20 protein-coding genes and 3 pseudogenes are annotated in these 24,630 nt (G+C 67.9%); 13 read left to right on the top strand and 10 right to left on the bottom strand.

The window, feature by feature from the left end; translation table 11 throughout:
- The first annotated feature begins 301 nt into the window (after window positions 1–301).
- Window positions 302–2,023 carry a ribonuclease J gene (locus EDC02_RS25210; protein ID WP_123604081.1) on the top strand — a complete coding sequence of 574 codons (1,722 nt, stop codon included), beginning with the start codon at window positions 302–304 and terminating at the stop codon, window positions 2,021–2,023.
- Between the two features lie 417 nt (window positions 2,024–2,440).
- On the opposite strand, the gene EDC02_RS25205 is transcribed toward EDC02_RS25210, so the two are convergent.
- A complete protein-coding gene (locus tag EDC02_RS25205) occupies window positions 2,441–2,680 on the bottom strand; it encodes a hypothetical protein (RefSeq protein ID WP_123604080.1) in 240 nt (79 codons plus the stop codon).
- A 103-nt stretch (window positions 2,681–2,783) separates the two neighbouring features.
- Between EDC02_RS25205 and EDC02_RS25200 the strand changes: the two genes are divergently transcribed.
- The gene (locus tag EDC02_RS25200; RefSeq protein ID WP_148083614.1) at window positions 2,784–3,695 is read left to right on the top strand and encodes an ADP-ribosylglycohydrolase family protein; all 912 of its coding nucleotides are present in this window, start codon (window positions 2,784–2,786) and stop codon (window positions 3,693–3,695) included.
- A 280-nt stretch (window positions 3,696–3,975) separates the two neighbouring features.
- Window positions 3,976–4,188: a hypothetical protein gene (locus EDC02_RS25195; protein WP_123604078.1), complete on the top strand. Its 213-nt coding sequence runs from the start codon at window positions 3,976–3,978 to the stop codon at window positions 4,186–4,188.
- 133 nt (window positions 4,189–4,321) lie between these two features.
- Here the strand turns inward: EDC02_RS25195 and EDC02_RS25190 are convergent, their stop codons facing one another.
- Window positions 4,322–4,870, bottom strand: coding sequence for an MFS transporter (locus EDC02_RS25190; RefSeq protein WP_370461490.1), 549 nt, complete (start codon window positions 4,868–4,870; stop codon window positions 4,322–4,324).
- Window positions 4,871–5,048: 178 nt separating this feature from the next.
- Here EDC02_RS25190 and EDC02_RS25185 point away from each other — a divergent pair, with 178 nt between their 5' ends.
- Complete coding sequence (locus tag EDC02_RS25185) at window positions 5,049–6,437, top strand: IS1380 family transposase (RefSeq protein WP_199757464.1); 1,389 nt, start codon at window positions 5,049–5,051, stop codon at window positions 6,435–6,437.
- A 141-nt stretch (window positions 6,438–6,578) separates the two neighbouring features.
- On the opposite strand, the gene EDC02_RS25180 is transcribed toward EDC02_RS25185, so the two are convergent.
- Window positions 6,579–7,202 (bottom strand): MFS transporter, encoded by a 624-nt coding sequence (locus EDC02_RS25180; protein ID WP_123604076.1) that lies wholly within the window; start codon window positions 7,200–7,202, stop codon window positions 6,579–6,581.
- 625 nt (window positions 7,203–7,827) lie between these two features.
- Between EDC02_RS25180 and EDC02_RS25175 the strand changes: the two genes are divergently transcribed.
- From EDC02_RS25175 to EDC02_RS25150, 6 genes and pseudogenes are all read left to right on the top strand, one after another.
- Window positions 7,828–8,754, top strand: a complete 927-nt coding sequence (locus tag EDC02_RS25175) for an ADP-ribosylglycohydrolase family protein (RefSeq protein ID WP_123604075.1) — start codon at window positions 7,828–7,830, stop codon at window positions 8,752–8,754.
- Window positions 8,755–8,950: 196 nt separating this feature from the next.
- A pseudogene (locus EDC02_RS25170) lies at window positions 8,951–9,133 on the top strand (UDP-glucose 6-dehydrogenase); the annotation flags it as partial.
- Window positions 9,134–9,201: 68 nt separating this feature from the next.
- Complete coding sequence (locus tag EDC02_RS42870; protein ID WP_148083762.1) at window positions 9,202–9,651, top strand: transposase; 450 nt, start codon at window positions 9,202–9,204, stop codon at window positions 9,649–9,651.
- Window positions 9,645–10,664 carry an IS3 family transposase gene (locus EDC02_RS25165; RefSeq protein WP_370461562.1) on the top strand — a complete coding sequence of 340 codons (1,020 nt, stop codon included), beginning with the start codon at window positions 9,645–9,647 and terminating at the stop codon, window positions 10,662–10,664. Before EDC02_RS42870 ends, EDC02_RS25165 begins: the two co-directional genes overlap by 7 nt.
- 15 nt (window positions 10,665–10,679) lie before the next feature.
- Window positions 10,680–11,543: pseudogene (locus EDC02_RS25160) on the top strand (UDP binding domain-containing protein); the annotation flags it as partial.
- A gap of 524 nt (window positions 11,544–12,067) precedes the next feature.
- On the top strand, window positions 12,068–12,529 hold the full coding sequence (locus EDC02_RS25150; protein ID WP_199757756.1) for a MerR family transcriptional regulator: 462 nt from the start codon (window positions 12,068–12,070) through the stop codon (window positions 12,527–12,529).
- A 20-nt stretch (window positions 12,530–12,549) separates the two neighbouring features.
- Here the strand turns inward: EDC02_RS25150 and EDC02_RS25145 are convergent, their stop codons facing one another.
- The 4 genes and pseudogenes from EDC02_RS25145 to EDC02_RS25130 all read right to left on the bottom strand — a co-directional run bounded on the left by EDC02_RS25145 (window position 12,550) and on the right by EDC02_RS25130 (window position 16,952).
- Window positions 12,550–13,338, bottom strand: a complete 789-nt coding sequence (locus EDC02_RS25145; protein ID WP_123604072.1) for a class I SAM-dependent methyltransferase — start codon at window positions 13,336–13,338, stop codon at window positions 12,550–12,552.
- Between the two features lie 125 nt (window positions 13,339–13,463).
- Window positions 13,464–14,327, bottom strand: a pseudogene (gene gnd, locus EDC02_RS25140) (phosphogluconate dehydrogenase (NAD(+)-dependent, decarboxylating)); the annotation flags it as partial.
- Window positions 14,328–14,818: 491 nt separating this feature from the next.
- Window positions 14,819–16,426 carry a peptide chain release factor 3 gene (locus EDC02_RS25135; RefSeq protein ID WP_123604070.1) on the bottom strand — a complete coding sequence of 536 codons (1,608 nt, stop codon included), beginning with the start codon at window positions 16,424–16,426 and terminating at the stop codon, window positions 14,819–14,821.
- A 79-nt stretch (window positions 16,427–16,505) separates the two neighbouring features.
- Complete coding sequence (locus EDC02_RS25130; protein WP_123604069.1) at window positions 16,506–16,952, bottom strand: MerR family transcriptional regulator; 447 nt, start codon at window positions 16,950–16,952, stop codon at window positions 16,506–16,508.
- Between the two features lie 391 nt (window positions 16,953–17,343).
- Between EDC02_RS25130 and EDC02_RS25125 the strand changes: the two genes are divergently transcribed.
- Complete coding sequence (locus tag EDC02_RS25125; protein ID WP_123604068.1) at window positions 17,344–18,843, top strand: SulP family inorganic anion transporter; 1,500 nt, start codon at window positions 17,344–17,346, stop codon at window positions 18,841–18,843.
- A gap of 6 nt (window positions 18,844–18,849) precedes the next feature.
- Here the strand turns inward: EDC02_RS25125 and EDC02_RS25120 are convergent, their stop codons facing one another.
- The gene (locus tag EDC02_RS25120) at window positions 18,850–20,163 is read right to left on the bottom strand and encodes an MFS transporter (protein ID WP_123604067.1); all 1,314 of its coding nucleotides are present in this window, start codon (window positions 20,161–20,163) and stop codon (window positions 18,850–18,852) included.
- A gap of 133 nt (window positions 20,164–20,296) precedes the next feature.
- Between EDC02_RS25120 and EDC02_RS25115 the strand changes: the two genes are divergently transcribed.
- Both EDC02_RS25115 and EDC02_RS25110 read left to right on the top strand, forming a co-directional pair.
- Window positions 20,297–20,974: a TetR/AcrR family transcriptional regulator gene (locus tag EDC02_RS25115; RefSeq protein ID WP_199757755.1), complete on the top strand. Its 678-nt coding sequence runs from the start codon at window positions 20,297–20,299 to the stop codon at window positions 20,972–20,974.
- Window positions 20,971–21,930, top strand: a complete 960-nt coding sequence (locus EDC02_RS25110; protein ID WP_199757754.1) for a VOC family protein — start codon at window positions 20,971–20,973, stop codon at window positions 21,928–21,930. Before EDC02_RS25115 ends, EDC02_RS25110 begins: the two co-directional genes overlap by 4 nt.
- Window positions 21,931–21,950: 20 nt before the next feature.
- On the opposite strand, the gene EDC02_RS42865 is transcribed toward EDC02_RS25110, so the two are convergent.
- Together EDC02_RS42865 and EDC02_RS25100 are read right to left on the bottom strand one after the other, a co-directional pair.
- Window positions 21,951–22,424 carry an endonuclease domain-containing protein gene (locus EDC02_RS42865; protein WP_370461561.1) on the bottom strand — a complete coding sequence of 158 codons (474 nt, stop codon included), beginning with the start codon at window positions 22,422–22,424 and terminating at the stop codon, window positions 21,951–21,953.
- 749 nt (window positions 22,425–23,173) lie between these two features.
- Entirely contained in the window at window positions 23,174–24,559 is a 1,386-nt protein-coding gene (locus EDC02_RS25100) for a hypothetical protein (protein WP_148083613.1), read from the bottom strand.
- Between the last annotated feature and the right edge of the window lie 71 nt (window positions 24,560–24,630).

Below are 24,630 nucleotides of genomic sequence, written 5' to 3'. Positions count from 1 at the left end.
CAGGATGCCTGGGTGGCCAGGCAGTTGCCTGGATCGGCGGGGCCAGCAGGCGCGTCGGTGGGACTGCCCAGCCGGGGTCGGCGGCGACGATCCGCCTGCGGACAGGATACCCTGACGTCAGGGTAGGGTGCGGGTGGCCACTCGACGACAGGTGTGTGGCACCGAGGAAGCCGCCTGCCTGTTGTGTCGCGGCGAGTGGTGAGCGGGACGCTACCGACCCGAGATCCTACCCTTACGCGACGGTAGAGTGCTCCGTTGGTAGAGCGTGGCTCGCGGCAGCCAACACCACAGGAGGCAACGGATGGTCGATCTTCCGCTGAACACGGTCGCTGGCGCCGGCAGGACCGATGACCAGGGCGTCTCAGCGGTTTCTCCACCTGTGTTGCCCGATGGCGCGCTGCGGGTCGTGGCCCTCGGCGGCCTCGGTGAGGTCGGGCGCAACATGACCGTCTTCGAACACGACGGGCGCCTGCTCGTCATCGACTGCGGAGTGCTGTTTCCCGACGATCAGCAACATGGCATCGATCTGGTCCTGCCCGACTTTTCCATGCTCGCCGGGCGGTTCGACCGGATCGACGCGGTGGTCCTCACCCACGGGCATGAGGACCACATCGGTGCCGTTCCCTACCTGCTGCGCCATCGCGGTGACGTCCCGATCGTCGGATCCCGGCTGACCCTTGCCTTGTTGACCGCAAAACTGGCCGAGCACCGGATCCAACCGGTGACCCGCCGCGTCGCCGAAGGCGACCGGATCCCACTCGGCCCGTTCGACTGCGAGTTCCTCGCCGTCAACCACTCGATCCCCGACGGCCTCGCCGTCGCCGTACGCACCGGAGCGGGCCTGGTCCTGCACACCGGTGACTTCAAGATGGACCAGTCGCCCCTCGACCACCGCCTGACCGACCTGCAGGGCTTCGCCCGTCTTGGACATGAGGGAGTCGACCTGCTCCTGATCGATTCCACCAACGCCGAGAACGCCGGGTTCACCCCCGCCGAACGCGACATCACCCCCGCCATCGACCGGGTCTTCGCCACCGCCAGCCAACGGATCGTGGTGGCCAGCTTCGCCAGCCACGTCCACCGGATTCAGCAGATCGCGACCGCCGCCGCACGGCACGGCCGGAAGGTGGCCTTCGTCGGCCGATCCATGATCCGCAACATGGGCATCGCCCGCGACCTCGGCTACCTGGACGCCCCCGCAGACCTGATCATCGACGCCAACGACGCCCGGGACCACCCCGCCGACAAGGTGGTCCTGGTCTGTACCGGCTCACAGGGCGAACCGATGTCGGCGCTGTCCCGGATGGCCGCCCGCACCCATCCCATCCGCATCGGCGCGGGCGACACCGTCCTGCTCGCCAGCTCCCTCATCCCGGGCAACGAAAACGCCGTCAACCGGGTCATCAACGGCCTCACCCGCTGGGGAGCCCGGGTGGTGCACAGCGGCAACGCGCTCGTCCACGTGTCCGGCCACGCCAGCGCGGGCGAACTCCTGCACTGCTACAACATCCTGCGGCCTCGCCACGTTCTGCCGGTGCACGGCGAGATCCGTCACCTCACCGCCAACGCGGAGTTGGCTGCCTCGACCGGCGTGGACTATGACCGAATTCTGCTCGCGGACAACGGCACTGTCATCGACCTGCGCGACGGCCGCGCCTCCGTCACTGGGAGACTCCCCGCCGGGAATGTGTATGTCGACGGCAGCCACATCGGCGACCTGGGTGGCTCACTCGAAGACCGGCGGATCCTCGCCGAGGAAGGCTTCGTGTCGATCGTGGTCATCGTGGAGGCCGCCACCGGGCAGCTCAACGGCAACCCCGAGATCCACGCCCGTGGCTCTGTCCGCGCCCTGGAGCCGTTCGACGAACTGAGCGGACTCGTCGTGACCGCCGTCGCACTCGCCGCAGAGGAGAAGGTGACCGACACCCACGACCTGGAACAACGGTTGCGCCGCACCGCCGGCCGGTGGTTCAACCGCCGCCGCCGCAGGCCGATGATCATCCCGGTCGTCGTCGCCATCTGAGCCAACGGGCGATGTGTGGCACCATCAGGTCGGTGAGGACCTCGCTGGCAGCGAAGCGCCCGGTCTCCCATGCCGTAGCACGGGCCATAGCGACACGCTGGCAGCACATGGGAGAACCAGGCAGGTCAGCAACGACCTCTATCTACAGCAGCCGGGGGTTGACCTGAGTCGGCGTCACGCTGCCGCTTTGCGGCCCGGTCGGCGCGGGATCAGCAGGACGGCGCCGGTGTCGGCCGGCCGACGTATCGGTTGAAGCCAGCGCCGCGCTGACCGCCGAGCCTACTGGTCGCGGCAGCCGGGAATGGCAGTCGCTCGCCGTAGCAGACGGTCGATCCGACGTTCGTGAGGTAGCAAGTCCGCGGACACCGTCTTGCTGGCGTGGGCAGGGACGATGAATGGCTGTGGCTCGGGGCCACGTCACCCATGGCGGTGCGGGGGGTTCACCCTGAGTGGCCTAGCGAGGATCCAGCGCCACCCGCTCGGCTCGTTGACCCGTCGCTGTACCCGTTCCACCTGCTCGGTCGGCACAGTCAGTACGTCTTGCCACTGCTGCCCGACCTGCTTCTCGAAGTAGACGTAGGTGCCGTCGCTGACAACCCGCGTCGCTTGGACCAACTGGTCCTGACCGTCCTGCTGCCAGAGGCGGTAGGTCGGCATGCCTCATCCTCCCTCGTGGTGCCCCGGCTGGCAGGTCGGCGGCTCCCGCGACACCCCAGCCCGGCACGTGCAGAATACTCTAACGTGAGGGTAGATTAGCCGAGTGGATATCGGACCCCGCAAGCCCCTGTCCCATCCGATCAAACCTGACGACTGGGCCGCCCAAGTACGCGGATCTTTGCTGATGGCGGCGTGCGCCGACGCGCTCGGCGGCGGCGCACAGGCGGCGACGCCCCGACGCGGCGAGGTGTACCGGCCGCCGATGCGGTTCGGCATCGCGACGGTCCGGTTGCTGGCGCTGACCCGCCACCTGGCCGAGCGGCAGGGCGCCGTCGACGAGCAGGTGCTCTCCGCTGAGATGTCGGCCGTTCCGGAGCTGGCGACGCCGTCGAGTCGGGTCGACCGTATCGCCCCGTCGGGCGCGCCGCCGTCATGGATCGCGCCCATCGGTCTGATTCCTGGTCTCGGTCTGACAGCGGTCGCTGACTCGGCCCGCCGGGCCGCCAGGGCAGCGATCGACAACGACGAGGTGGTCGCCGCTGCTGTGGTGCAGGCTGTGGGTGTGGCGTTGGCGGCGCGCTCGTCGGCGGTCGGGCGACTTCGGCCTGTCGAATTCGTGCGGGTGCTGCAGATGCACGCCCGTCACCCGACGTGCGCGCAAGGGTTGGGTGCTGCGGCCGAGGCAGCCGAGGCGGCCAACGACGGCCTGGTGGACAACCTGACAAGGCAGTTCGCGGATGGAGATCCGGTGCTGTCCGTCACGGGTGTCGCCGTCGCGGCATTCCTCGCGCACCACGACAACCCGATCGCTGCGATCGCCGCCGCCCTGCTCGCCCAAGGGTCCAACAGCGATGCGGGAATGATGACGGCGGCGATGTGCGGAGCAAGGCTCGGTGATCAGCGAACGCCACCTCGATGGGCGACCCGTTTGCAGTCGTCGTGGCTGGTGTGGACGGCGTCGAACCACCTCGCGGCGTTGGGACGCCCTGTCGGGCGTAGGCAGTCCGACCGGTGATGACTTCCGCGAAGCCCCAGGGCTGAGTGAACGCTCGCCCGCCGATAGCCGGACGGCCTCGTCTCGGTGGGAGGACTCAGCAACAGTCGCCCGGGACAAATCTACCGTAACGCGAGAGTATGCTGACGTCGCTACGTGGACGCCGCTCCCAGAACCTCCGTCGGCCGCCGCAGTCATCGTCATCCTTGGGCCGACGCCGAGCCAGACTGCCGCCGCTTTGGTCGGACCCGGGGTTGCACAGGAGTCAGGATCTATTCGTCAGACGCTCGTGAGGAGTGACGTGCGCCGCTATTCCGTGACGTTGACGGACGGCACCACACGGTCGATCAGCGCTGATCGGCATCGGTATGACACCGATGCGATCATCTTCGAGATCCGCCGCTACGACGACAGCCTGCCATCGGCACGGCATTGGCAGGAGGTCTGGGCGCTGCCGCTCGGTGAACTCGTCGCGCTCGATCCACCTGATCCCAACGCTCCGCCCGGGACCTGAGCCGGCGCCAACAGCCGACGAGTCACGGCCGGTCGTCGGCTGTTGGCGCCGGCGACGTTCAGTGGTTGACGGTCCCCACGTACGGGCCGCTGGTGTACCACCCTGGCGGGTGCCGTGCTGGGGTAGTTGGTGCTCATCCGGATTCGGATCGGCGGCGTGCGGCGACGGCACTCGGCAACGGCGTCAGCAGAGCGGCGATGGCGACAGCGACGGGCAGCAGGATCCCACCGAGCAGAGCGAAGGCGTAGCTGCCGGTGACATCGCGAACGGTGGCGAACGCCAGCGGGCCGAACGCCGTTGATCCAATGTTCAGCGCGCTCACGACAGCGCGGATGGAACCGAGGTGGGCAGTGCCGAACAATCGTGGAGTGGAAGCCGCCTCAATGGCGCGGGCGGCGTTCGCAGCCGCGCCGATGACGAGGCCGAATCCAATGGCGGACCACCCGGGTGTCACGACTGTCGCCCATGCGAGACCGGCGGCGAGACCAGCCATGGCTGACACGATCATGAACCGAGGAGAGTACCGGTCGATGAGGAAGCCGACCAGGAGTGTGGCTGCGATTCCGGCAGCGGTCTGGGGGAGAAAGTTGGCTGCGGCAGCCGTCGCCGTGAGACCACGTTCAGAGAGGAGATCGATCTGGTGGAAAGCAACTCCCGTGGTCAGGAGTCCGCTACTGGCCACACCAACCGAAAGAACCCAGAAGTAGGGTGTCCGTAAAGCTTGAGCCCGACTGAGGCTGAGCCTCGATCCACCGATGAAGGTTTGACCGGCAGGACCCCGGCTACAGAAAGTGCCCTCTGAACTGGAAGGATAGGAGTTCTGACGCTTCTATCACTCGGTTCGAGAGGGCACCTCGCAGGTGAGAATACGCCAGGACGCGCCGGTGGTGCGCGCGACGTTCGACGATCCGAATCTGGTGTCGTGTGCCGGTCTCGTTCCGGTGATGCGCCTTGCCGAGCAGGCCGGTCTGCACGACGCGGTCGCAGACCGGGTCAGGCTACCGACGGACAAGGGCGCGAACCCGGCCGGCAAGGTCGCCACGATCGTGGCCGGGATGCTCGCGGGCGCGGACAGCATCGACGACCTCGACATCGCCCGGCACGGCGGCATGCGGTCGCTGTTCGGCGGCGTGTACGCGCCGTCGACACTCGGGTCGTTCCTGCGTACGTTCACCCACGGGCACGTACGGCAGTTACAGGCCGCCGCCCGCGACACCCTGATCGGTCTGACCGGCCGGGCACCGATCCTGACCGGCGCCGACACCCTGTGCTTCGTGGACATCGACTCCATGCTGCGGCGGGTGTACGGCAAGCAGAAGCAGGGCATCGGGTTCGGCCACGCCAAGGTCGGCGGCTACAACGTCTACCTGCGCGGCTACAACCCCCTGGTCGCGACGCTGTCCACCCCGCTGTCCGCGCCGGTGATCGCCGCCACGAGGCTGCGGTCGGGTAACGCCGGCTCGGCCCGGGGCGCCGCCACCATGATCGCCGAGGCCATCACGACCGCCCGGGCATGCGGCGCTTCGGGGGAGATCATGGTGCGAGCGGACTCGGCGTTCTACGCCAAGACGGTGATCAGCGGCTGCCGGCGTCGTGGCGTGCGGTTCTCGGTCACCTGCCGCATCGACCCGAAGATCCGCGCCGCGTGCGACGGCATCGCCGCCGACCAGTGGGTCGACATCACCTATCCGCAGGCCGTCTGGGACGAAGACGCCGGCCGGTGGATCTCCGACGCGCAGATCGCCGAAACCACGTACACCGCGTTCGCCGGCACCCGACACGAGGCGACCGCCCGGCTGATCGTGCGCCGCGTCCGCCGCGACGACCCGCAACAGATCCCCGGCCAGGACGAACTCCTGCCGACCTACCGGTACCACGCCGTGTTCACCGACAGCCCGTACACCCTCGTCCAGGCCGAAGCCCAGCACCGGCAACACGCGATCATCGAGCACGTCAACGCCGACCTGATCACCGGGCCCCTCGCCCACCTGCCCTCCGGACACTTCAGCGCCAACGACGCCTGGCTGACCTGCGCCGCGATCACGCACAACCTCACCCGCGCCGCCGGACACCTCGCCGCGGGCACCTGGTCGACCGCCAGACCCGCCACCATCCGGACCCGGATCATCACCGTCGCGGCCCGCCTCGCCCACCGGGCCCGCACCATCCACCTACACCTGCCCGAGTACTGGCCCTGGCAGGCGGCGTTCGACAACCTGTTCACCGCCGTCCAGCCGGCACCCGGCTGACCACACCCCACCAGCCGAAACCAGGCGGCCCGACCACAGGCCACAATCCCCGTTCCACCTCGAACCCTCACCCTCGGAGCAAGCCGATCACGTGATCGGCGACTCCCTCACGCCCGCCCCACCACCCCAATACAGAAATGTTCAACCAACATTTAGCGGCAACCGCGTCGGTGGATCGAGGCTGAGCTCTACCGCCGGTCCGGCGCTATCGGCCCCACCGGGATCGCCATCAACGTGTTGGCCGATGTCGGCCGGCCGGTCACGGATGCCGAATACGGCGATCGGAACTACGACGGCCCACACGACGAGTCCGGCCACGAGCCATCCGATGCGCCAGTCGGATTGCGCGATCAGACGCTCCAGCGCGATGGGCGCGAGCGAGATACCGGCAGCCCCGGAAGCGGAGACAACCGCCATGGCCGCGCCCCGGCGGCGGTAGAACCAGTGGGCGGTGACCGTAGTGGCGGCGAGACCAAGCGCGCCTTGACCGGCCAACCGGATGCCAACGAACCCTGCGGTCAGCCCGACGATCCCCGAGGCCAGTGACAACGCGACGAGCACCGAGCCGAACACTGCGCCAATGGCGACCATGCAGCGACGGACACCGTGGCGGTCGATGATTCGACCAATGGTCGGTAGCGCGAGGGCACCGACCAGGGTGCCGGCAAGATAGGCGGCGGAAACCGCTGATCGTGACATCCCCAGATCCGCAATCATAGGGTCAATAAATGCGGATACGGCCACCGTCTGACCGGGTGCTGTCATTGCGAGGGCGACACTCGCGTATCCTGCGATACGCCAGCCGTGAAATCTTTGTGCGGCTGGCTGTGTGCGATCTGGTGCGGCGACGTCAGCGTGGTTTGTCAACGTTCGAAGACCCTGCTTGCGGTAGATCCTGCGATGGCAACGGAAAAACCCACTGCCTCCCGGCGTGGCCACGTTTATCTGGTGGTCTGGAGGCTGCGGTAGAACCGCGCGCTGCGGCTGTGCCGATCAGCCCTTTCGTGCCGGGGGCGACCCGAGAAGGGGCTCGGGGCGTCCTACCCGCACGGTCAGGACGAACCAGCTCTACCTGAAGCTAACCTAACGTAAGAGTTAACAGGGCAAGAAATTTTGCCGGAGTGATCAATAACACGACCAACCCTCGGCTCATTCGACGCGTCCGGCGGAACGCGGGGCCTGGCTCGAAGCCCTTGGTGTGCCTGCCGGCCATCTCCACCCGATGATCATCGAGTCGACCGCGCGGGTCATGACGTCTGGGGTAGATCGGTTCACCGGTGGGCGGTGCGGAAGGCTCGCCGGTCCGCTACCCTACTCTCTCGTGAGAGTATTGTCGTGACGGGAGTACGGTTTGACGACGTCGGCAGCGTGGAACGCGCGGACCGCGTGGATGGATCGAGTACGTGGATGCCTGCTGGTGTCGGCATCCGCCGAAGCGCTCGCACGGGCGGCCGCAGCGGAAGGGGCTGCCGATGCCCTACGCATCCCACAGGAGCCGCCGCAGGCGCTGCGGTTCGGTCCGGCGACGGCGCAGCTGCTGGTGATCGCCGACCACTTGACCAGGCGTCGTGGCACGGTTGACGAGGCGGAGCTTGCTGCGGAGCTGGTGGCGGAGTGGTCGCGAGACCGCGGCCGGGGCTACGGGCCGGTGAGCGCTGAGGCATTTGCCCGCATCGACGCCGGGGTCCCGTGGCAGGTGGTGGCGCAGCAGCGCCACCGGGCGGCGGGCGACGACTGCGACGAGCCGGCGGCGCGGGTCGCTCCGGTGGGTTTGGTCCAGGGAGTGGGGCTTACCGCGGTGGCGGGTCGGGCCCGTCGGACGGCGGCGGTGACCCACGCACATCCGCTGGCCGCCGACGCGGCGGCCGTGATCGCGGTCGCAGTGGCGATCGCGGCGCGGACATCGCAGGCGCGATCCCTGTGTCCGGACGACGTCCTGGCTGCGCTGGCGCCACACGCCCGCAGCGCGGAGTTCCGGTCGGTGCTACAGCGACTCACCGTGCTGGTACGCCGGGGCGCTGAACCAGCTGAGGTGGCCGCCGCAGGGAACAGCGACGGACCTGTCGTGTTGCCGGCGGTGGCAGTGGCGCTGGCCGCCTTCCTGAACCACCCCGACGACGCCTCTGAGGCCCTTCGCTTCGCGATCGCCGGAGTTGGTGGCAGCATGCCCTGCGCCGCGATGGCCGGCGCGTTGTGCGGGGCACTGCAGGGCGAACAGGCGCTCGCTGTGCAGTGGGGACTGCGGCTGTCGGCAGCTTCACGGCTGTTGACTACAGCTGGCGCGCTGTCCGCCTTGGCCACCCAGGACTTTGACTGACCAAGGAAGTTCGATGACGAGCGGGCCACGGCCTGACCGGTGACGCTCGTGCCGGCACTGACGACCAAACTCACGGTGCCGCCGGCCGCTCTACCCTGAATGTGGAGAACCCCCAGTGATCGCATCCCTGACCCCTGACCACCCCGTGCCGGCCATCGCTGCGGTCACGCCGCCGTCTGGGGCTTCCCGGCCGCGCCTGACCTTCCTTGGTACCGGCTATCTGGGTGCGACGTACGCCATCTGTTTCGCCGAGTTGGGGTACGAGGTGATCGGCTTCGACGTCGACGCTGACAAGATCGCGAAGCTGTCTGCGGGTGAGGTGCCGTTCCACGAGCCCGGGCTGGACGAGTTGCTCAAGCGGAGCCTCCCTCTTGGTCAAGATGGTGTGAGACACCCCGTGTGAGTGGGGTGCTGACCTGAGGACGGGGATCGGAGATCCTTGTGTACGTGTCCACTTCATCTGGCAAGCAGTCGGCCTCCGGCGGCGGGGCTGACCCGGCGCCGAAGCCGTCGCGGCGGGTCTTCAGCCCGGAGTACAAGCTCGCGATGGTCGCCGAGTACGAGAACGCCCCGAACGGAGAGAAAGGCGCGATCCTGCGCCGGGAAGGCCTGTACTCGTCGCACATCATCGAGTGGACACGGGCCCGCGACGCCGGACACCTCGGCCACGTCGACGGCGGCGGGAAGACGGATACCGCCACCCCCGCCTCGGCCGGGTCGCGGGTGAAGAAGTCCGCGGAACAGATCGAGTTGGAGAAGCTGCGCCGGCAGAACGAGAAACTGCAGGCGGATCTGACCAAGACCCGGATGGCGTTGGACATCATGGGAAAAGCACACGCGCTCTTGGAAGAACTCTCCGGGAGCGCGGACAACGACAACCCGCCGAGGAGATCCTGACCGCCGCGTTCGGCGAGCTGCGCGACGCGGGCGTCGCGGTGCAGCGGGCGTGCGCGCTGACCGGGACCTCGCGGGCGACCTACTACCGGCGGGCGCGGCCGGTCGGTCCGCGACACGGGCCGTGGCTGCCCCGGACCCCGCCACCGTGGACGCTCAGCGGCGCCGAACGTGACCGGGTCCTCGCGGTGTTGAACTCGCCCGCCTACGCCGATCTGGCGATCCCCCAGGTGTGGGCGCGGGAACTCGACGCGGGCCGCTACCACTGCTCCATGTCCACGAGGTACCGCATCGCCCGCGCGGCCGGTCAGAGCAGGGAACGACGCCGGCTGGCGACCCACCCGCCCCGGGTGCGGCCGGAGTTGGTCGCGACCGGACCCGGTCAGGTGTGGTCCTGGGACATCACCGCGTTGAAGGGACCTGCCAAGGGCGTCTGGTACCGGTGTTACGTCGTCATCGACATCTACTCCCGCTACGTCGTCGGCTGGCTCGTCGCGGCCGCCGAGGACGCCGTCGTGGCCCGGGACTTCCTCGCCGACGCGATCGCCCGGAACGGGATCGAGCCGCACACCATCCACGCCGACCGTGGCGGCGCGATGGTGTCGAAGCCGGTGTCGGAGATGCTCGTCGACCTCGGTGTCCTCCGGTCGCATTCCCGACCTCGGACGTCGAATGACAACCCGTACTCGGAGGCGCAGTTCAAGACGATGAAGTACGTGCCGGACTTCCCGGCCAGGTTCGGGTCCCTCGCTGACGCGAGAGCTTTCTGCGACGGGTTCTTCACCGCCTACAATCACGAGCATCGGCATTCCGGGATCGGCTGGCACACCCCGGCGTCGGTGCACTACGGAACCGCCGAGCAGATCCGTGAGCACCGCCAACGCGCCCTCGACGCCGCCCACGCCGCCCACGCCGCCCATCCGGACCGGTTCACCCGCCGGCTGCGGGCACCACGGCTACCCGAGCAGGCCTGGATCAACCAGCCAACCCAGCAGGCACAAACCGTCTCAATTTGACTTGACAACTACCGCCTGGCGGCCGGGCGGTTGCGGTTCACCACCGACATGGCGGAGACCGCCGGGTTCGGTGATGTGCATTTCATCTGCGTCGGTACTCCGCAGCGCGCCGACGGGATGGGCGCGGACCTGTCGTACGTCGAGGCGGCGGTGACCAGCCTGGCGCAGCATCTGTCCCGCAAGGCGTTGATCGTGGGCAAGTCGACGGTGCCGGTCGGCACCGCGGAGTGGATCGAGCAGTTGGTCAGCAAACACGCCCCGGACGATCTCGGGGTCGAGGTGGTGTGGAGTCCGGAGTTCCTGCAGGAGGGCTTCGCCGTCGAGGACGTGCTGCGGCCGAACCGGATCGTCGTCGGGGTACGCAGCGAGTGGGCCAACGGGATGCTGTTCGCGGCGCACAAGGGGGTGTTCGACCTGGCCGCTACCGAGGACCGGGAGGTGCCGTTGGTGGTGACCGACTTCGCCACCGCAGAGTTGGTGAAGGTCGCCGCGAACGCGTTCCTGGCCACGAAGATCTCGTTCATCAACGCGATGGCCGAGGTGTGTGAGGTGGCTGGCGGCGATGCTGGCCAAGACCGGGGCGCGGGTGCGGGTCTTCGATCCGAAGGGTACGGAGAACGCCCGCCGCGCCCAGCCGGATCTGGACTATGTGCCGTCGATCGTCGACGCGGTGCGCGACGCCGATCTGGTGTGTGTGCTGACGGAGTGGGCTGATTTCCGCAACGCTGACCCGGTCGCGTTGGGTGAGCTGGTCGCCGACCGGCCCGGGTCATCGACAGCCGCAACTGCCTCGACCCGACGCTGCGGGCCAGCGCCGGCTGGCAGTACCGCGGCGTGGGCCGCACTCGACCCCGCGCCTACCGCGGGGGACGTCTGTAGTTGGCGTCCCCAGCATCGGTTCCCGGCATCTGCACCCAGAATCGCTCGATCCGTACGACATCACGTCGTGGCAGCTCCAGCACCTGCCGCCACACCGAACACGCAACGCCGACCTGGGCTTGGTCGCAGACCTCGAATACGTCACGTTCGTCGAACCGGCGGTGCCGGTCGGCGCAGATTAGCATGAGCGTATGGTCGGCCAGGGCTACCACATAGCGTTTTGCCTGCAACTCGGCTCTCCGGTCCACTCTTCAGCATCCGCTTGACGCGGTAGCGTCTCGGGAATCGTACCTTCACGTGAGGGTAAGATGCTCGACGGGAGGTGCAGGATGGGATCCCGCTGACCGGTGCGCCCGATTCCGGCGGGGGCGGCTGCTGGGCGTCGGGCGACTCACACCCCGCACACGAGCGCGATGTCGTTCGGCCAGCGTCAGCACCCGGGCCCAGAGCAACAGCAGCACTGTCGCTGAACTACCTGAGTTGATGAAGGAGGCGGGCCTGCGGCAATGGGTTCCCGTGAGCTGATGCAGATCGGCGAGGTGGCCGAGCGGACGGGTTTGAGTTTGCGGACGATCCGCTACTACGAGGAGGTCGGTGTGGTGGTGCCGTCGGCTCGTAGCCAGGGCGGTTTTCGGCTCTACACGGACGCTGACGTGGACCGACTCCAACTGGTCAAGCGGATGAGACTGATCGATTGCACGCTGGAACAGACACGCGACCTCCTGGACCTCCTCGACCAACTGGCCCGGCCAAGCGTCCGGCTCAGCGAAACTGAGCGAGTGACGCTGGCGGCACAGCTTCGGGCATTCCATGCAGTAGCGCAGGACCGAACGGACGCGCTGGCAGCACAACTCAAGACCATAAAGGAGTTCAGCAACGATCTCGCGGAGCATCTGAAGACCATCGACACCCGGCCAGTCGGACAGCCCTTCAGCGCAGAGCCTGACCTCGTTCCGGAGCACTCGCTGGATGAGGCAGGCCGCTGACCCCATCCGGTCTCGGCGATCTACAGCAGCCGGGGGTCGACCTGAGTCGGCGTCACGCTGCCGGTCTGCGGGCGTGGTCGGCGCAGGATCAGCAGCCGGTGGGCCCGTGACGGCAGGCGCCGGGTGAGGGCGTAGAACGGCAGCCGCTCGCCGTAGCAGATGGTCGATTCGACGGCGAGACCAGATGGCCGGACGAAGGATTCCGCCAGCGTGGCTGGCGAGTAGTGCCGTTGGAACGGCTGTAGCCCGTGCAGTTCGATCATGCTGCCCCGGCTGCGGAACGGCACGGTCACCACCGCGCGCCCGCCCGGCCGCAGCACCCGGTGTACCTCTCGAAGGGCGACGGCGTCATCCTCACCGTCGGTGAGGTGTTCCAGCGCGGAGACCGCCAGCACTCCGTCGAGGGACGCGTCCGGCATCGGTAGCGTCCGGGCGTCGCCCCGTACCCAGTGCACCTGGCCCGCCGCGACGAGTCCGTGACGGCAGGCCCGGCGTCCCCGGTCGATCTGTTCGGCGAGCCGGTCGGTGCGATCCAGCCCGATGACGCGTAGCTGGTTGCGGTGCGCGAACGCGTACGGCATGACGCTGTGCGCGCCGGCACCGACGTCCAACCACGTCTGGCCTGGGCAGGTGCGGGTGAGGGCGAGGATCAGTGCGTACTCGTACCCGAGCCAGTAGTGCAGCCCACGGGTCCGCTCCGACGGCCCGAGGGTCCGGTTGAATTGCCACAGTCGCCGTAGCTCGCGCCGCGCTGCTGCCTGCACCTCGCCGGGCGGGTGCTCGGGGCGGATCGGAAACCCGGTCGTCACCTGCGGTCCGCCACCGTGACGTCGGGCTGGTCGGTAGGTGCCGAGCCGGGCTGGTGGCGCGGTGCGTCGGTGACGCCGGGAGCGGGCTCATCTGCGCTGCCGGCGTCGTCGCCGCCTGCGTCGGTGACCGAGTGGCCGCCGAATTCGCGCCGTAGCGCGGCGACGAGTTTCATCGCGGGCTGGTCGTCCTGCCTGCTGGCGAACCGCGCGTACAACGCGGCGCTGATCGCCGGCACGGGTACGGCCAGGTCCACCGCCGCCTCGACCGTCCAGCGACCTTCGCCCGAGTCCTCGGCGTACCCCTTGATCTGTGACAGCGCCGCGTCGTCGCGCAGCGCGCGGACGGCGAGGTCGAGCAGCCAGGACCGGATGACGGTGCCGTTCGTCCAGGAGTCCAGCACGCCGGGGACGTCGGTGACCAGGTCCGAGGCGCGCAGCAGCTCGAAGCCCTCGGCGTAGGACTGCATCAGTCCGTACTCGATACCGTTGTGCACCATCTTGGCGAAGTGCCCGGAGCCGACCGCGCCGGCGTGCACGAAGCCGCCGTCCCCCGGTGGCTTGAGCGTGTCGAACGCCGGCCTCATCCGTCGCACCTGCTCGGCGGGTCCGCCGACCATCAACGCGTACCCGTTGTCGAGGCCCCAGATCCCGCCGGACACCCCACAGTCCAGATAGCCGATGCCCCGTTCGGCCAGTCGGCGCGCCCGCGGCCCGTCGTCGGTCCACCGCGAATTGCCGCCCTCGACGATCAGGTCGCCCACGTCGAGCACACCGGCGAGCTTGTCGATGGTCTGTTCGATCGGCGGGCCCAGCGGCAGCATCAACCAGATGTGCCGGGGCGGCGCGAGCGCCGACACCAACTCGTCCAGAGATCCCACATCGCTCAACTCGGGGTCGATGTCATAGCCGATCACCTCATGCCCGCCCGCCCGCAGGCGTTGCACCATGTTCGCGCCCATCTTGCCCAGACCCACGAAACCCAGCTGCACGTCGCACTCCTCACCTGGCCGAAATCCCGGCACCGGCCGCCTGGCAGCTTCCGTCAGCGGCATCGGCGGCCGGCCTTCACACCGGCGTACCCGTCTCGCCAGGGCGCCAACCCGTCTCGACTCTAACTTTACGTTCAGGTACTGTTTGGCTTTCGCGTTCGACGAAACATCCGTCCGAGCGCGGGGATGGTCGTCGCCGCCGGTCCGCTCCGCCGGTGGCCCGGGCGGTCTCGCGGTGCCGGTCTTCCCCCGGTGCCTGGCACCGCGAGATCCACTGCCCGCACTGGATTGACAGATGATCCGCTGGCGGCGAGCCCGGCCCGCCCCCGGTCGGCGGCCGCCGCGATATCGGCTACGGCGAGGAAGCGGCGACCTCGACGTAGCCGGGGTCCCGAGTGAGTAACGGCTTGTGCCGAGGTCGCCGCTGCGCCGAGAGAGTGCCGTGGCGCACAGACACTCTACCCTCACGTCCCAGTAGTTTTACTGGTGGGTCAGCTCTCGGCGTCGGCGAGCAGCGGTTCGAGCACCAGGTCAGGGTCGCGGTTGCGGACGGTGGACAGCCGCCACTTGTCCGGGAACAGCGCGAGCAGCTCACCGTCGCGGACCCGGGTCATCACCTCGACGCCGGGTGCGGCGTTGAGCGCGGCCGCGCTGCCCGCGTCGGTGCGCCGGGCCAGGGTGTACGGCAGGTGGTCGATCGCGGTCGGCACCCCGAACTCGGCGGCGAGGCGGTGGGTGGCGACCTCGAACTGCATCGGCCCGACCGCCGCCAGCACCGGCGACTGCTCGCCCCGGCGGTCCGAGCGCAGCACCTGCACCACGCCCTCACCGTCGAGCTGCTCGATGCCCCGGCGGAACCGCTTGAACTTCGACGCGTCGGTGGCCCGGATCGCGACGAAGTGCTCGGGGGCGAACGACGGCAGCGGCGGGAACGTCACCGCTGGGCCGGCGGCGTACAGGCTGTCGCCGATGCCCAGCGCGGTGGCGTTGACCAGGCCGACCACGTCACCCGGGAAGGCCTCGTCGATGGTGTCCCGGTCACGGCCGAAGACCTGCTGGGCGTACTTGGTGGCGAACGGGCGGCCGGTGCCCGCGTGGGTGACCACCATGCCGCGTTCGAACCGGCCCGAGCACACCCGGACGAACGCCACCTGGTCGCGGTGCGCCGGATTCATGTTGGCCTGGGTCTTGAACACGAACCCCGAAAACGGGGCGTCCAGCTCACGCGGCGCTCCCGAGACGTCCGGCCGGGCCGTCGGCGCGGGCGCGGTGTCCACCAGCACATCCAACAACTGCCGCACCCCGGCGTTGGTGACCGCCGCCCCGAAGAGCACCGGAGTGGTGGTCGCCGCCACAAAAGCGGCTGGGTCATGCTCGGCACCGGTAGCGGTGAGCAGGTCCAACTCCTCGACCGCGCGCACCCAGTCCTCGCCGTAGCGGGCGGCGGCGGCGTCCGCCGGCAGCTCCTCCTCGATCACCGCGGTCGCCCCTCCGGGTGTACGGGTGAACGCGACCATCTGACCGGTGCGTTGATCGGCCACCCCGTGGAACTGACCGGCGATCCCGACCGGCCAGGTCAACGGCGTGCAGCGCAACCCGATCCGCTGCTCGACCTCGTCCAGCAACTCGAGGGGCTCCAACCCGGGGCGGTCCCACTTGTTGATGAAGGTGATCACCGGCACTCGACGGTGTCGACACACCTCGAACAGCTTCAACGTCTGCGGCTCCAGGCCCTTCGCCGCGTCGAGCAGCATCACCGCGCAGTCGACCGCCGTCAACACCCGGTAGGTGTCCTCGGAGAAGTCCGCGTGCCCCGGCGTGTCGACCAGATTGATGACCACGTCCCGGTAGGTGAACTGCAGCGCGGCCGAGGTGATCGAGATCCCCCGCTGCTGCTCCATCGCCATCCAGTCCGACACCACGCCACGCCGGTCACCCTTGCCGTGCACCGCACCGGCCGAGTTGATCGCCCGCGCGTGCAACGCCAACGCCTCGGTGATCGTCGACTTGCCCGCGTCCGGATGCGAGATCACCGCGAAGGTACGCCGCCGCGCCGCTTCGGCCAGGACCGGTTGAAGAGTCTGGGTGACTCCCGACATGTTGGCGAACCTCCGGACGACCGCCCCGCAGCACTGATCTTTCGACCCTAACGTAAGAGCCGAGTTGCGGTGGGGTCGGTCAGCTCGTAGTGGCGCCGCTCGTGCGTGGGCGGACCGGGACCGTGTCGAGCGCGTCGAGGTGGGTCGACAGGTCGGCGCTGAGTTCCCTGATGGTGGCCAGTTGCGCCTTCAGTGCCGCGGCCCGCGCCTGTGCCGCCGTGTGGTACTCCCGTAGCTTGGTGAGCAGAACGGCCCGGTCCACCTCATCCGGCTGGTCACCGTGATCCGCTAGCCGGTCGAGGATGCCCAGTAGCTCGCGGGTCTGTTCGAGGGTGAACTCCAGTGGCTTCATCCGTTTGACGACCTGTAGCCGGTCCACGTCGTCATCGGTGTACAGCCGGAATCCGCCCTGGCTGCGCGCGGACGGCTCGACGATGCCCACCTCTTCGTAGTAGCGGATGGTTCGCAGGCTCAGCCCGGTCCGCTCCGCTACCTCGCCGATCTGCATCAGCTCACGGGAACTCATCGCCGCAGGCCCGCCTCCTCCGTTGCCGCCACGAATGTGATCCGACAAGGATATCGCTGCCCTGGTCCGCTCAGCGCGGAGTCGCGGCCCCGCCGCTACTACCACCCACCACCGGGCTGGCAGTTCACCATGCGCGAATGGTGACGATTGCCACTCTGCGTAGTTCATACCCTCCCGTGACGGTAGATTCCTCCCTGCTGCCAGTGCTGGTTGACCAGCGTGGTGGGGGATGGTTTCCGAGGCGACGGCGCCCGGAAACAACCAGGTCATCTTCTCGGGTCATCGTGGGTGTGACGGATCGTGCCGTCACGATCACCGGGATCGGTGCTGGTCCGCGAATCCCGACACGAGACCCTGCGCGCTGCCGCGCGCCCTGATCGGAAAAGGCTGTATGTCTGCGTTCTCCCCTGCGGTGTTCCGGCCGCGTCTGTCCCGCCCGTCGTGGTTGTCGCCGAAGGTGTTCCGGACCGAGGTTCTGGCCGGTCTGGTGGTCGCCCTCGCGTTGATCCCGGAGGCGATCTCGTTCTCGATCCTGGCCGGGGTCGACCCCCGGGTGGGGCTGTTCGCCTCGTTCACGATGGCGGTCACCATCTCGATCTGCGGTGGTCGGCCGGCGATGATCTCGGCCGCGACCGGGGCGATCGCGTTGATCGTCGCCCCGTTGGCCCGTGATCACGGGCTCGGCTATCTGTTGGCGGCGGTGATCCTCGGCGGGGCACTGCAGGTGCTGCTCGCGGTGCTCGGGGTGGCCAAGCTGATGCGGTTCATTCCGCGTAGCGTGATGGTCGGTTTCGTCAACGCGCTCGCGATTCTGATCTTCTCCGCTCAGGTGCCGTATCTGATGGGTGTGCCGTGGCTGGTCTACCCGATGGTCGTCGTCGCGTTGGTGATCATGGTCGGGCTGCCGCGGCTGACGAAGGCGGTACCGGCGCCGTTGGTGGCGATCGTGGTGCTGACGGTGGTGACCGTGGTCGCCGGGTTCGCGGTGCCGACGGTCGGGGATCAGGGTTCGTTGCCGGACAGTCTGCCGTTCCTCGCGCTGCCGGAGATCCCCTACACCGTGGCGACTCTGCAGTTGATCGCCCCGTACGCGTTCGGTGTGGCTCTGGTGGGGTTGATGGAGTCGTTGATGACCGCGAAGTTGGTTGATGATGTCACCGACACGCATTCCAACAAGACCCGTGAGTCGTGGGGTCAGGGGGTGGCGAACATCGTGACCGGTTTCTTCGGCGGCATGGGTGGCTGCGCGATGATCGGCCAGACGATGATCAACGTCAAGGCTGCGGGTGCCCGGACGCGGTTGTCGACGTTCCTGTCCGGCGTGTTCCTGCTGATCCTGGTGGTCTCCCTCGGTGACATCGTCGCCCGGATCCCGATGGCCGCCCTGGTCGCCGTGATGATCATCGTCGCGGTCTCGACGTTCGACTGGCACAGCGTCGCCCCCGCCACCTTGAAGCGGATGCCGTGGGGCGAACTCGCGGTGATGACCTTCACCGTCGCCGCGGTGCTGATCACCCACAACCTGGCCATCGGTGTCATCTTCGGCGTGCTGACCGCGATGGTCATCTTCGCCCGTCGGGTGGCCCACATGGTCCAGGTGACCAGTGTGCTCGACCCGGACGAGACCACCCGGATCTACTCGGTGCACGGTGAGCTCTTCTTCGCCTCCAGCAACGACCTCGTCTACCAGTTCGACTACGCCGGTGACCCGGACCGGGTGATCATCGACATGACCCACGCCCACGTCTGGGACGCCTCGTCCGTCGCCGCCCTGGATGCGATCACCACCAAGTACGCCAGCCGGGGCAAGACCGTCGAGATCATCGAACTCAACCAGTCCAGCGCCCGCATCCACGGCACCCTCGCCGGCCAGCTCGGGGTCGGCCACTGATACTGGTCAGCTCGGGGACGCGTCCCGTGCGGCGCTGTCGCGTGGGCCTGGAACCGGGGGCGGTGTCCGCCGCGCCGTGCCGTCAGGCGGCCCGTCGCCAGGTGCGGCGGGTCGCCGGCTCGCCGGCCATTCGGGATCGGGAAGCCGCAGCAGGGCGATGAACATGAGCGTGGTGCCAGCGGCGGCGGTCAACGCACCGACGGTGATGGACGTGGCTTCGATGAGGGGCCCGAACACCAGCGGTGAGACGAACTGGCCACCGAACAACGCACTGCCCTGCAGCGAGGTGGCGGTGCCGCGCCGCCCAGGCGGCGCGGTGTGATCGATCAGGACAGTCAGCGTGGGCATGGCCAGACCGGAGCCGAGACCGGTGAGGGCCGGCACGAGCAGCAGCGGCACCGGATGGTCCGCGACGGCGAAAGCGACGAACGCGGCTGTCCAGCACAGCACCGCGCCGCGTAGCAGCGCCGGATAGGACAGCCGGGTACGTAGCCGCGCGTACGCCAGGCCGGCCAGGCTGGCGGCGGCTCCGGACACCACCATCGAGTAGACCGCGACGAGCACGGTGTCCTGGATGCCGAGTTGGTCCAGCCGGCGTGGCAGGAAGACCGCGAGGACCATCATCAGCCCGGCGGTGGCGACCCAGATCCCACACAGGCCGAGCAGCAGCGGACGGTCCCGCAGCAACCGCACGGCGCCACGGCGGCCGGTAGGTGAGGACCCAGCGCCCTGATCCGGGCGGATCGAGGCCGCAGTGCCCGCCGGGATGATGAGCAGGGTGGCCACCCCGAGCGGTACGCCGACGAGATAGATCGCGAACGGGGCGTGCCAGGACACGTGTCCGAGCACCCCGGCCGCCAGAGGGTAGGCGAACCCGCCGACGGTGACGGCGGTCGTCCGCCAGCCCATCACCCGGTCCCGGTCGGGACCCTGGTACAGCGCCAGCATCGCGACGGTCGAGCAGGTGAACACGGCGGCCGCGCCGGCGCCGAGGACCAGCCGGGTGGCGAGCAGCGTCGGCAGCGTCGAGGTGAGCATGCCCGCGCCACCACCAACGCCGTAAAGGACCAGCCCACCCGCCAGCGGTACGCGGATGCCGAACCGGTCCGCCGCCCGCCCAGCGAGCGGACTGAGCACGGCGATGGCCAGGCTGTGCGAGGTGAGGATCAGGCCGGCCTCGGTGCCGCCGACCGCGAGATCCTGCCGGATGACCTCGATGATCGGGGCGATCGTCGCTCCACCCATCACCCCGAGAGTGGACGCCAGCAGCAGCACGACGAGAACAGGTCGGCCCGGACGGGGCTGGACGCCGACAGGCATGACCGCGGGAACCTCCAGCGCACATGGCGACAGGAAAACGACCAGAAAACGAGACTGAGTTCTATATTGTCCTGGGTAGCGTTAGGCATCAAGTGTGATATGCGTCTCGGACTTGTTTCGTTATGATCTGTCGGTGCCTGCCGAACTCGCCGAACCTGCCGAACACGGATCCCTGCCGCTGCGCGAGCGCAAGAAACAGCGCACCCGCCGTGCACTAGCCGACGTCGCGTTACGCCTGTTCAGCGACCGCGGCTTCGACCGGGTCACCCTGGAAGAGCTCACCGCCCACGTCGAAGTCGCCCGCAGCACGTTCTTCCGCTACTACCCGAGCAAAGAAGACGTAGCGATGGCCGCCGAAGGCGAACTCTGGCAGGCGTACATCACCCACTTCCAGGACCACGACGAGCCCGGACCCGCCCTACCCGCCCTGCGCGCCAGCCTGGTCGCGGCGATCCACGGCATGCCCGACGACTGGGAACGCCGGTTCCTGGCCACCCGCCGGCTCGCGGCCGGCACCCCTGTCCTGCGCGACCACAGCATCCTGTCGTCGATGAAAGTGCAGCAACGCCTCGTCGAGATCCTCGAAACACGACTGAACACCGACAGCCGCTACGACGTACGCCTGCGACTGCTCGGCGAGTTCGCCCTCAGCGCCTGGCGGTGCGGTGCCCGCAACTGGGTCGCCGGACGCGGCAACGGCAAACCCGGCCAGGAACACCAGATCGGCTACGGCGGACTCCCGATGCTCGCCAGCCTCGTCGAAGACGCCTTCGACGCCATCCCGGCCAGTCTCACCCTGGAGCTACCGTGACCACCACCCGACGTCCAGCCGCCGACACGCCGTCTCTTGGCACCGACGGCGAATTCTGCTGGATGGACATCAAGACCCGCGACATCGCTGGCACCGCCCGGTTCTTCTCCGCCACGCTGGGCTGGCACTTCGCCGTCGACGACAACGACTGGCGCCGCGCCACGACGATCACCGTCGGCTCGCACCGCATCGGCACAGTCAGCGACCTGGCCGCCCCGATCTATCCACCCGGCACCCCACCACACATCGCCTACTACCTCGCCGTCGACGATGTCGACCGCCGCGTAGCGGCAGCCACCACCGCCGGCGCCCAACTCATCGTCGCACCCTTCGACATCGACCAGGGGCGTATCGCCACCCTGATCGACCCCTTCGGTGCGCCCGTATCGCTGTGGCACCGCAAGGACAGCCACGGCTGGCGACATCCGGCAGGCGTCATCACCGCCCCACACCGGATGATTCTCGGCTGCCCACGACCCGACGAAACCCGCCGCTTCTACCAGGAGACACTCGGCACCAACCTGCACAACGCCGACCTGATCCGGGTTCGCGGCGCAGCGGTCGCCACCCAGTGGCAACTCGTCGTCACCGTTGACGGGGACCTCGACGGCCTCGGCGAGCGTGCCACCCGATCTGGCGGCGACCTCGCACCGCCAATCACAATCCCACAGCCACCACATTCCATCCGACGCCTGTCCACCAGCGAAGGAGTCACCATCTATACAACGGCGGTTACGACGACCCCAGCGACTCTTCCCCCCTTCGGATTGGCAGCCCAGGCCACCCGAGCCGTCTCCGCCGGCACCAACCAACCCGAACCCCGCCCCATCGACATCCCGCTACCCCAACACCAAGAGTCCCTCAACTCTGGCAGCGACGCGCCACCCCGGTCACAGAGTCAAGATCACCAACAGCATCCAGAATGTGTGCCAGAACCAAATTTCAAATGTCGTTGACAGGGTCTCCGTCTTGCTCTTCACCGGGCTGGGACACCTTGATGGTGCGTTCCCGGCTGGAAGCCGGCAGGTAGGTAGAGCACTTCGAGCCCCAGGATCACTGAGGGTGGTCGGCGACGGTAGCTGTTGAACAACAGGGAGTCGGTCCGGCCCTCGGCAGTGTTACACGATGAGCAGAGCAGGCCACGGATTAGCCCGCTTGGATGATCATGGTCTCTCACTAGCCTGCCGACGGCATGGCCATGCCCGCAAACCGCGCAGCGGCCCTCGTGCCAACGCTCCATCTCGGCGTAAGCAGCCCGTTGATGCGGCAGCACGTTGACGTCGACGCTGACCGGGGCGACTCCGGCTGCCACCGTAGGGACGTCCGAGAGTAAAGGCCACGCCCAGCACGCCGGTCGACCCTCGGGTGCGGCCAGGTCGAGGTCAGGTAGTCGAGGCTTACACGCACCGCAGAGTCGGCTCTTCACCGTCGCGACGCCGTCCCGCGCCATCATCGCGACTACCTCCGACGAGCTGATCTGACGCGCTCCACGGGACGCTTGCCCAGCAAGAAAGTTGAAGACTTGTTCCAGATCGCCACTATGTTCTCCGAAAAGTACCGCGAAGGTGTGCAGGTCCTCGGGAAACCGTGGCGGTACCGGGCGGGGCGGGCGCCGGCAGCTCGACCTGTGGATCTTGCCCTTGTTCAGGAGGTAGGGGAAGCTGTCAGAATCTAGCTGCTGGTCTTCTTCCCACCGCCGGGAAGCCGCCTCATGGCGGTGGCGTGCCTCCGGGAAGTGTGACATCGCCAGATCGCAAGAGCTACAGCAGGCGCTGTCCCACTCCGTTGCCTGAAGAAGGTCGTCTCGGATCTCTCGCGCATCTCCTTCGCCAGCAGCGACCCTTTCCAGGATCCAAAGCACTGTTGGGAGGTCCAGGGACCAGGTCTCTTTTCCGTCGAATTGATTGCAGCAGGTCAGGGTGGAGCCTTCGAGGGAATGGTCGCCGAGACGTATGTCTAATTTGAAGCTGTAACTTTGCATGGGAACTCCCGCACGGGATCTATAACCTTCGCAGTGCCGGCAGAGTAGCCGATCGGTCCGACATCTCGAAGCGAGCGGGAAACTCGGAACGGGCCGTCAGCGCCAGTGGCGGGTACGGCTTGAGGTGCAGGGCTGCCCTCGTACGGGTGGACACCCGATGCCGAGTCGATCCGTCACGGTGGTGGACGCCGGACCGTGCTCGCCGTTTTGGTCGTTCGTCAGAGCCCGTGAAGCCTGCGCCACAGCCGTCTGTCGGTGCGTTTCCACAGGCTTTGGGTGTGATGGTCGTACCCGTCGCCGAGCCCGAGGGTAAGCCTCAGAAGCCCTTGCGGCGGGTGTTCCGGGCGACGTTTCAGCTCGACCACCTGGTAAGCGGTGACGCTCTGGACGTTGAGCGACTTCAGCCGCTTGAGCGCTTGATCGTGCTCCCGTCTCGTCTGCGTGGCGGCCGGGTCGCCCTCGGCAAGGAGTCTGGGGGTGAAGCGCCGTGGCTCGATGTGGGGTCGAAGCACCTCGTGGACCGCTGGGAGCACGTCGAGGGCGAGGTTGTCGAGGTCCTTTCCCTGCTGCGGAGGCACCACCAACATGGTGACCTTGATGGGGACGACTAGGTTTTTCAGGATGGGCCACTTACCTCGAAAGTCCTCCATGCTGAGGTATAGGGCGTCGCGGAAGGTGCGTCGATCGGCGGTGTTTTCCGGAAGGCTTGGTAGCGGCAGCGTCAATGGGAACGACAGCAGGTCCTGCCACGGCTCGGTTTCGTGCTGCTCGACCAGATCGAGCAGCTCGGGCCGCCGCCGGGTCCCGTCGCCGTCGCTTGCGCCCGACGCCGAGATCTGGTAGGGCGCGGACCACATCGCGCCATCCACCAGTCGGTCCATCGCGATCAGTAACCGCTTCTGGGCAAGCTCAAGATTCTGGTAGGTACTCCACGCCAGCAGGGACTTGTTGAACCGGTCCCGTGCAGGATCACCAGTCGGCTGCGGTACCTCCGTGTCCCACTCCTCCGGCGGGCCGATGCGCGGGTAATCGTCTTCCTCGTCCTCCCCGAACACGTCTCGGTCCATGAAGTGCCGCTGTCCGACTGTCGACAACTCGTGGGACACGCGTAGGTCCTCGACAGCGTCTCGCAGTGGCTGAGCATGGATGATCGTCTTGGGGCCCTCGGGTCCGGGCCGGTGCCCATCTCCTGGCCAAGCCTGGTCAAGAGAGACGTGCAGCAGCTTGACCTGACGGTCGTTGCGATACACCAGCGGCCGGCGATCGGCGCTCAGCGCGACGGTAGGACCGGGCTGTTCAAGGACATCGAGTGCCCACTTCGCCATCCGGTGAATCGCGGGCGGTGTCGGCCGCGTCGAGACGAACCGAAGTTCCAACGCGACTGGCCCGGTCATCGCTCGGTGGCCGGCAGCTCGCTGTTGTGCGGCCACCTGCCGCTGGAACTCCTGGGCCGCTCGGCGGCCCCGCTCGCCCTTACCCTCGGGCTCCCCGCCCACGTCGATGCGCCTGACACGCCGGCGGCGTACGAACGATCGGTACCGCCATGCCTCAGGCGAAGACCAGAATCCGGAACCGGCCGATGGGCGCATCGTCACCATGAACATGCTAGGGAAGGCTCGGGCACGAATTCGAGGGTAACCACCGCCTGTCAGTTCGCCGTCCAAGCGGTTCAAGC

The organism is Micromonospora sp. Llam0, assembly GCF_003751085.1.
GTDB lineage: Bacteria > Actinomycetota > Actinomycetes > Mycobacteriales > Micromonosporaceae > Micromonospora_E.
This window is presented reverse-complemented; position numbering and strand designations above follow the sequence as displayed.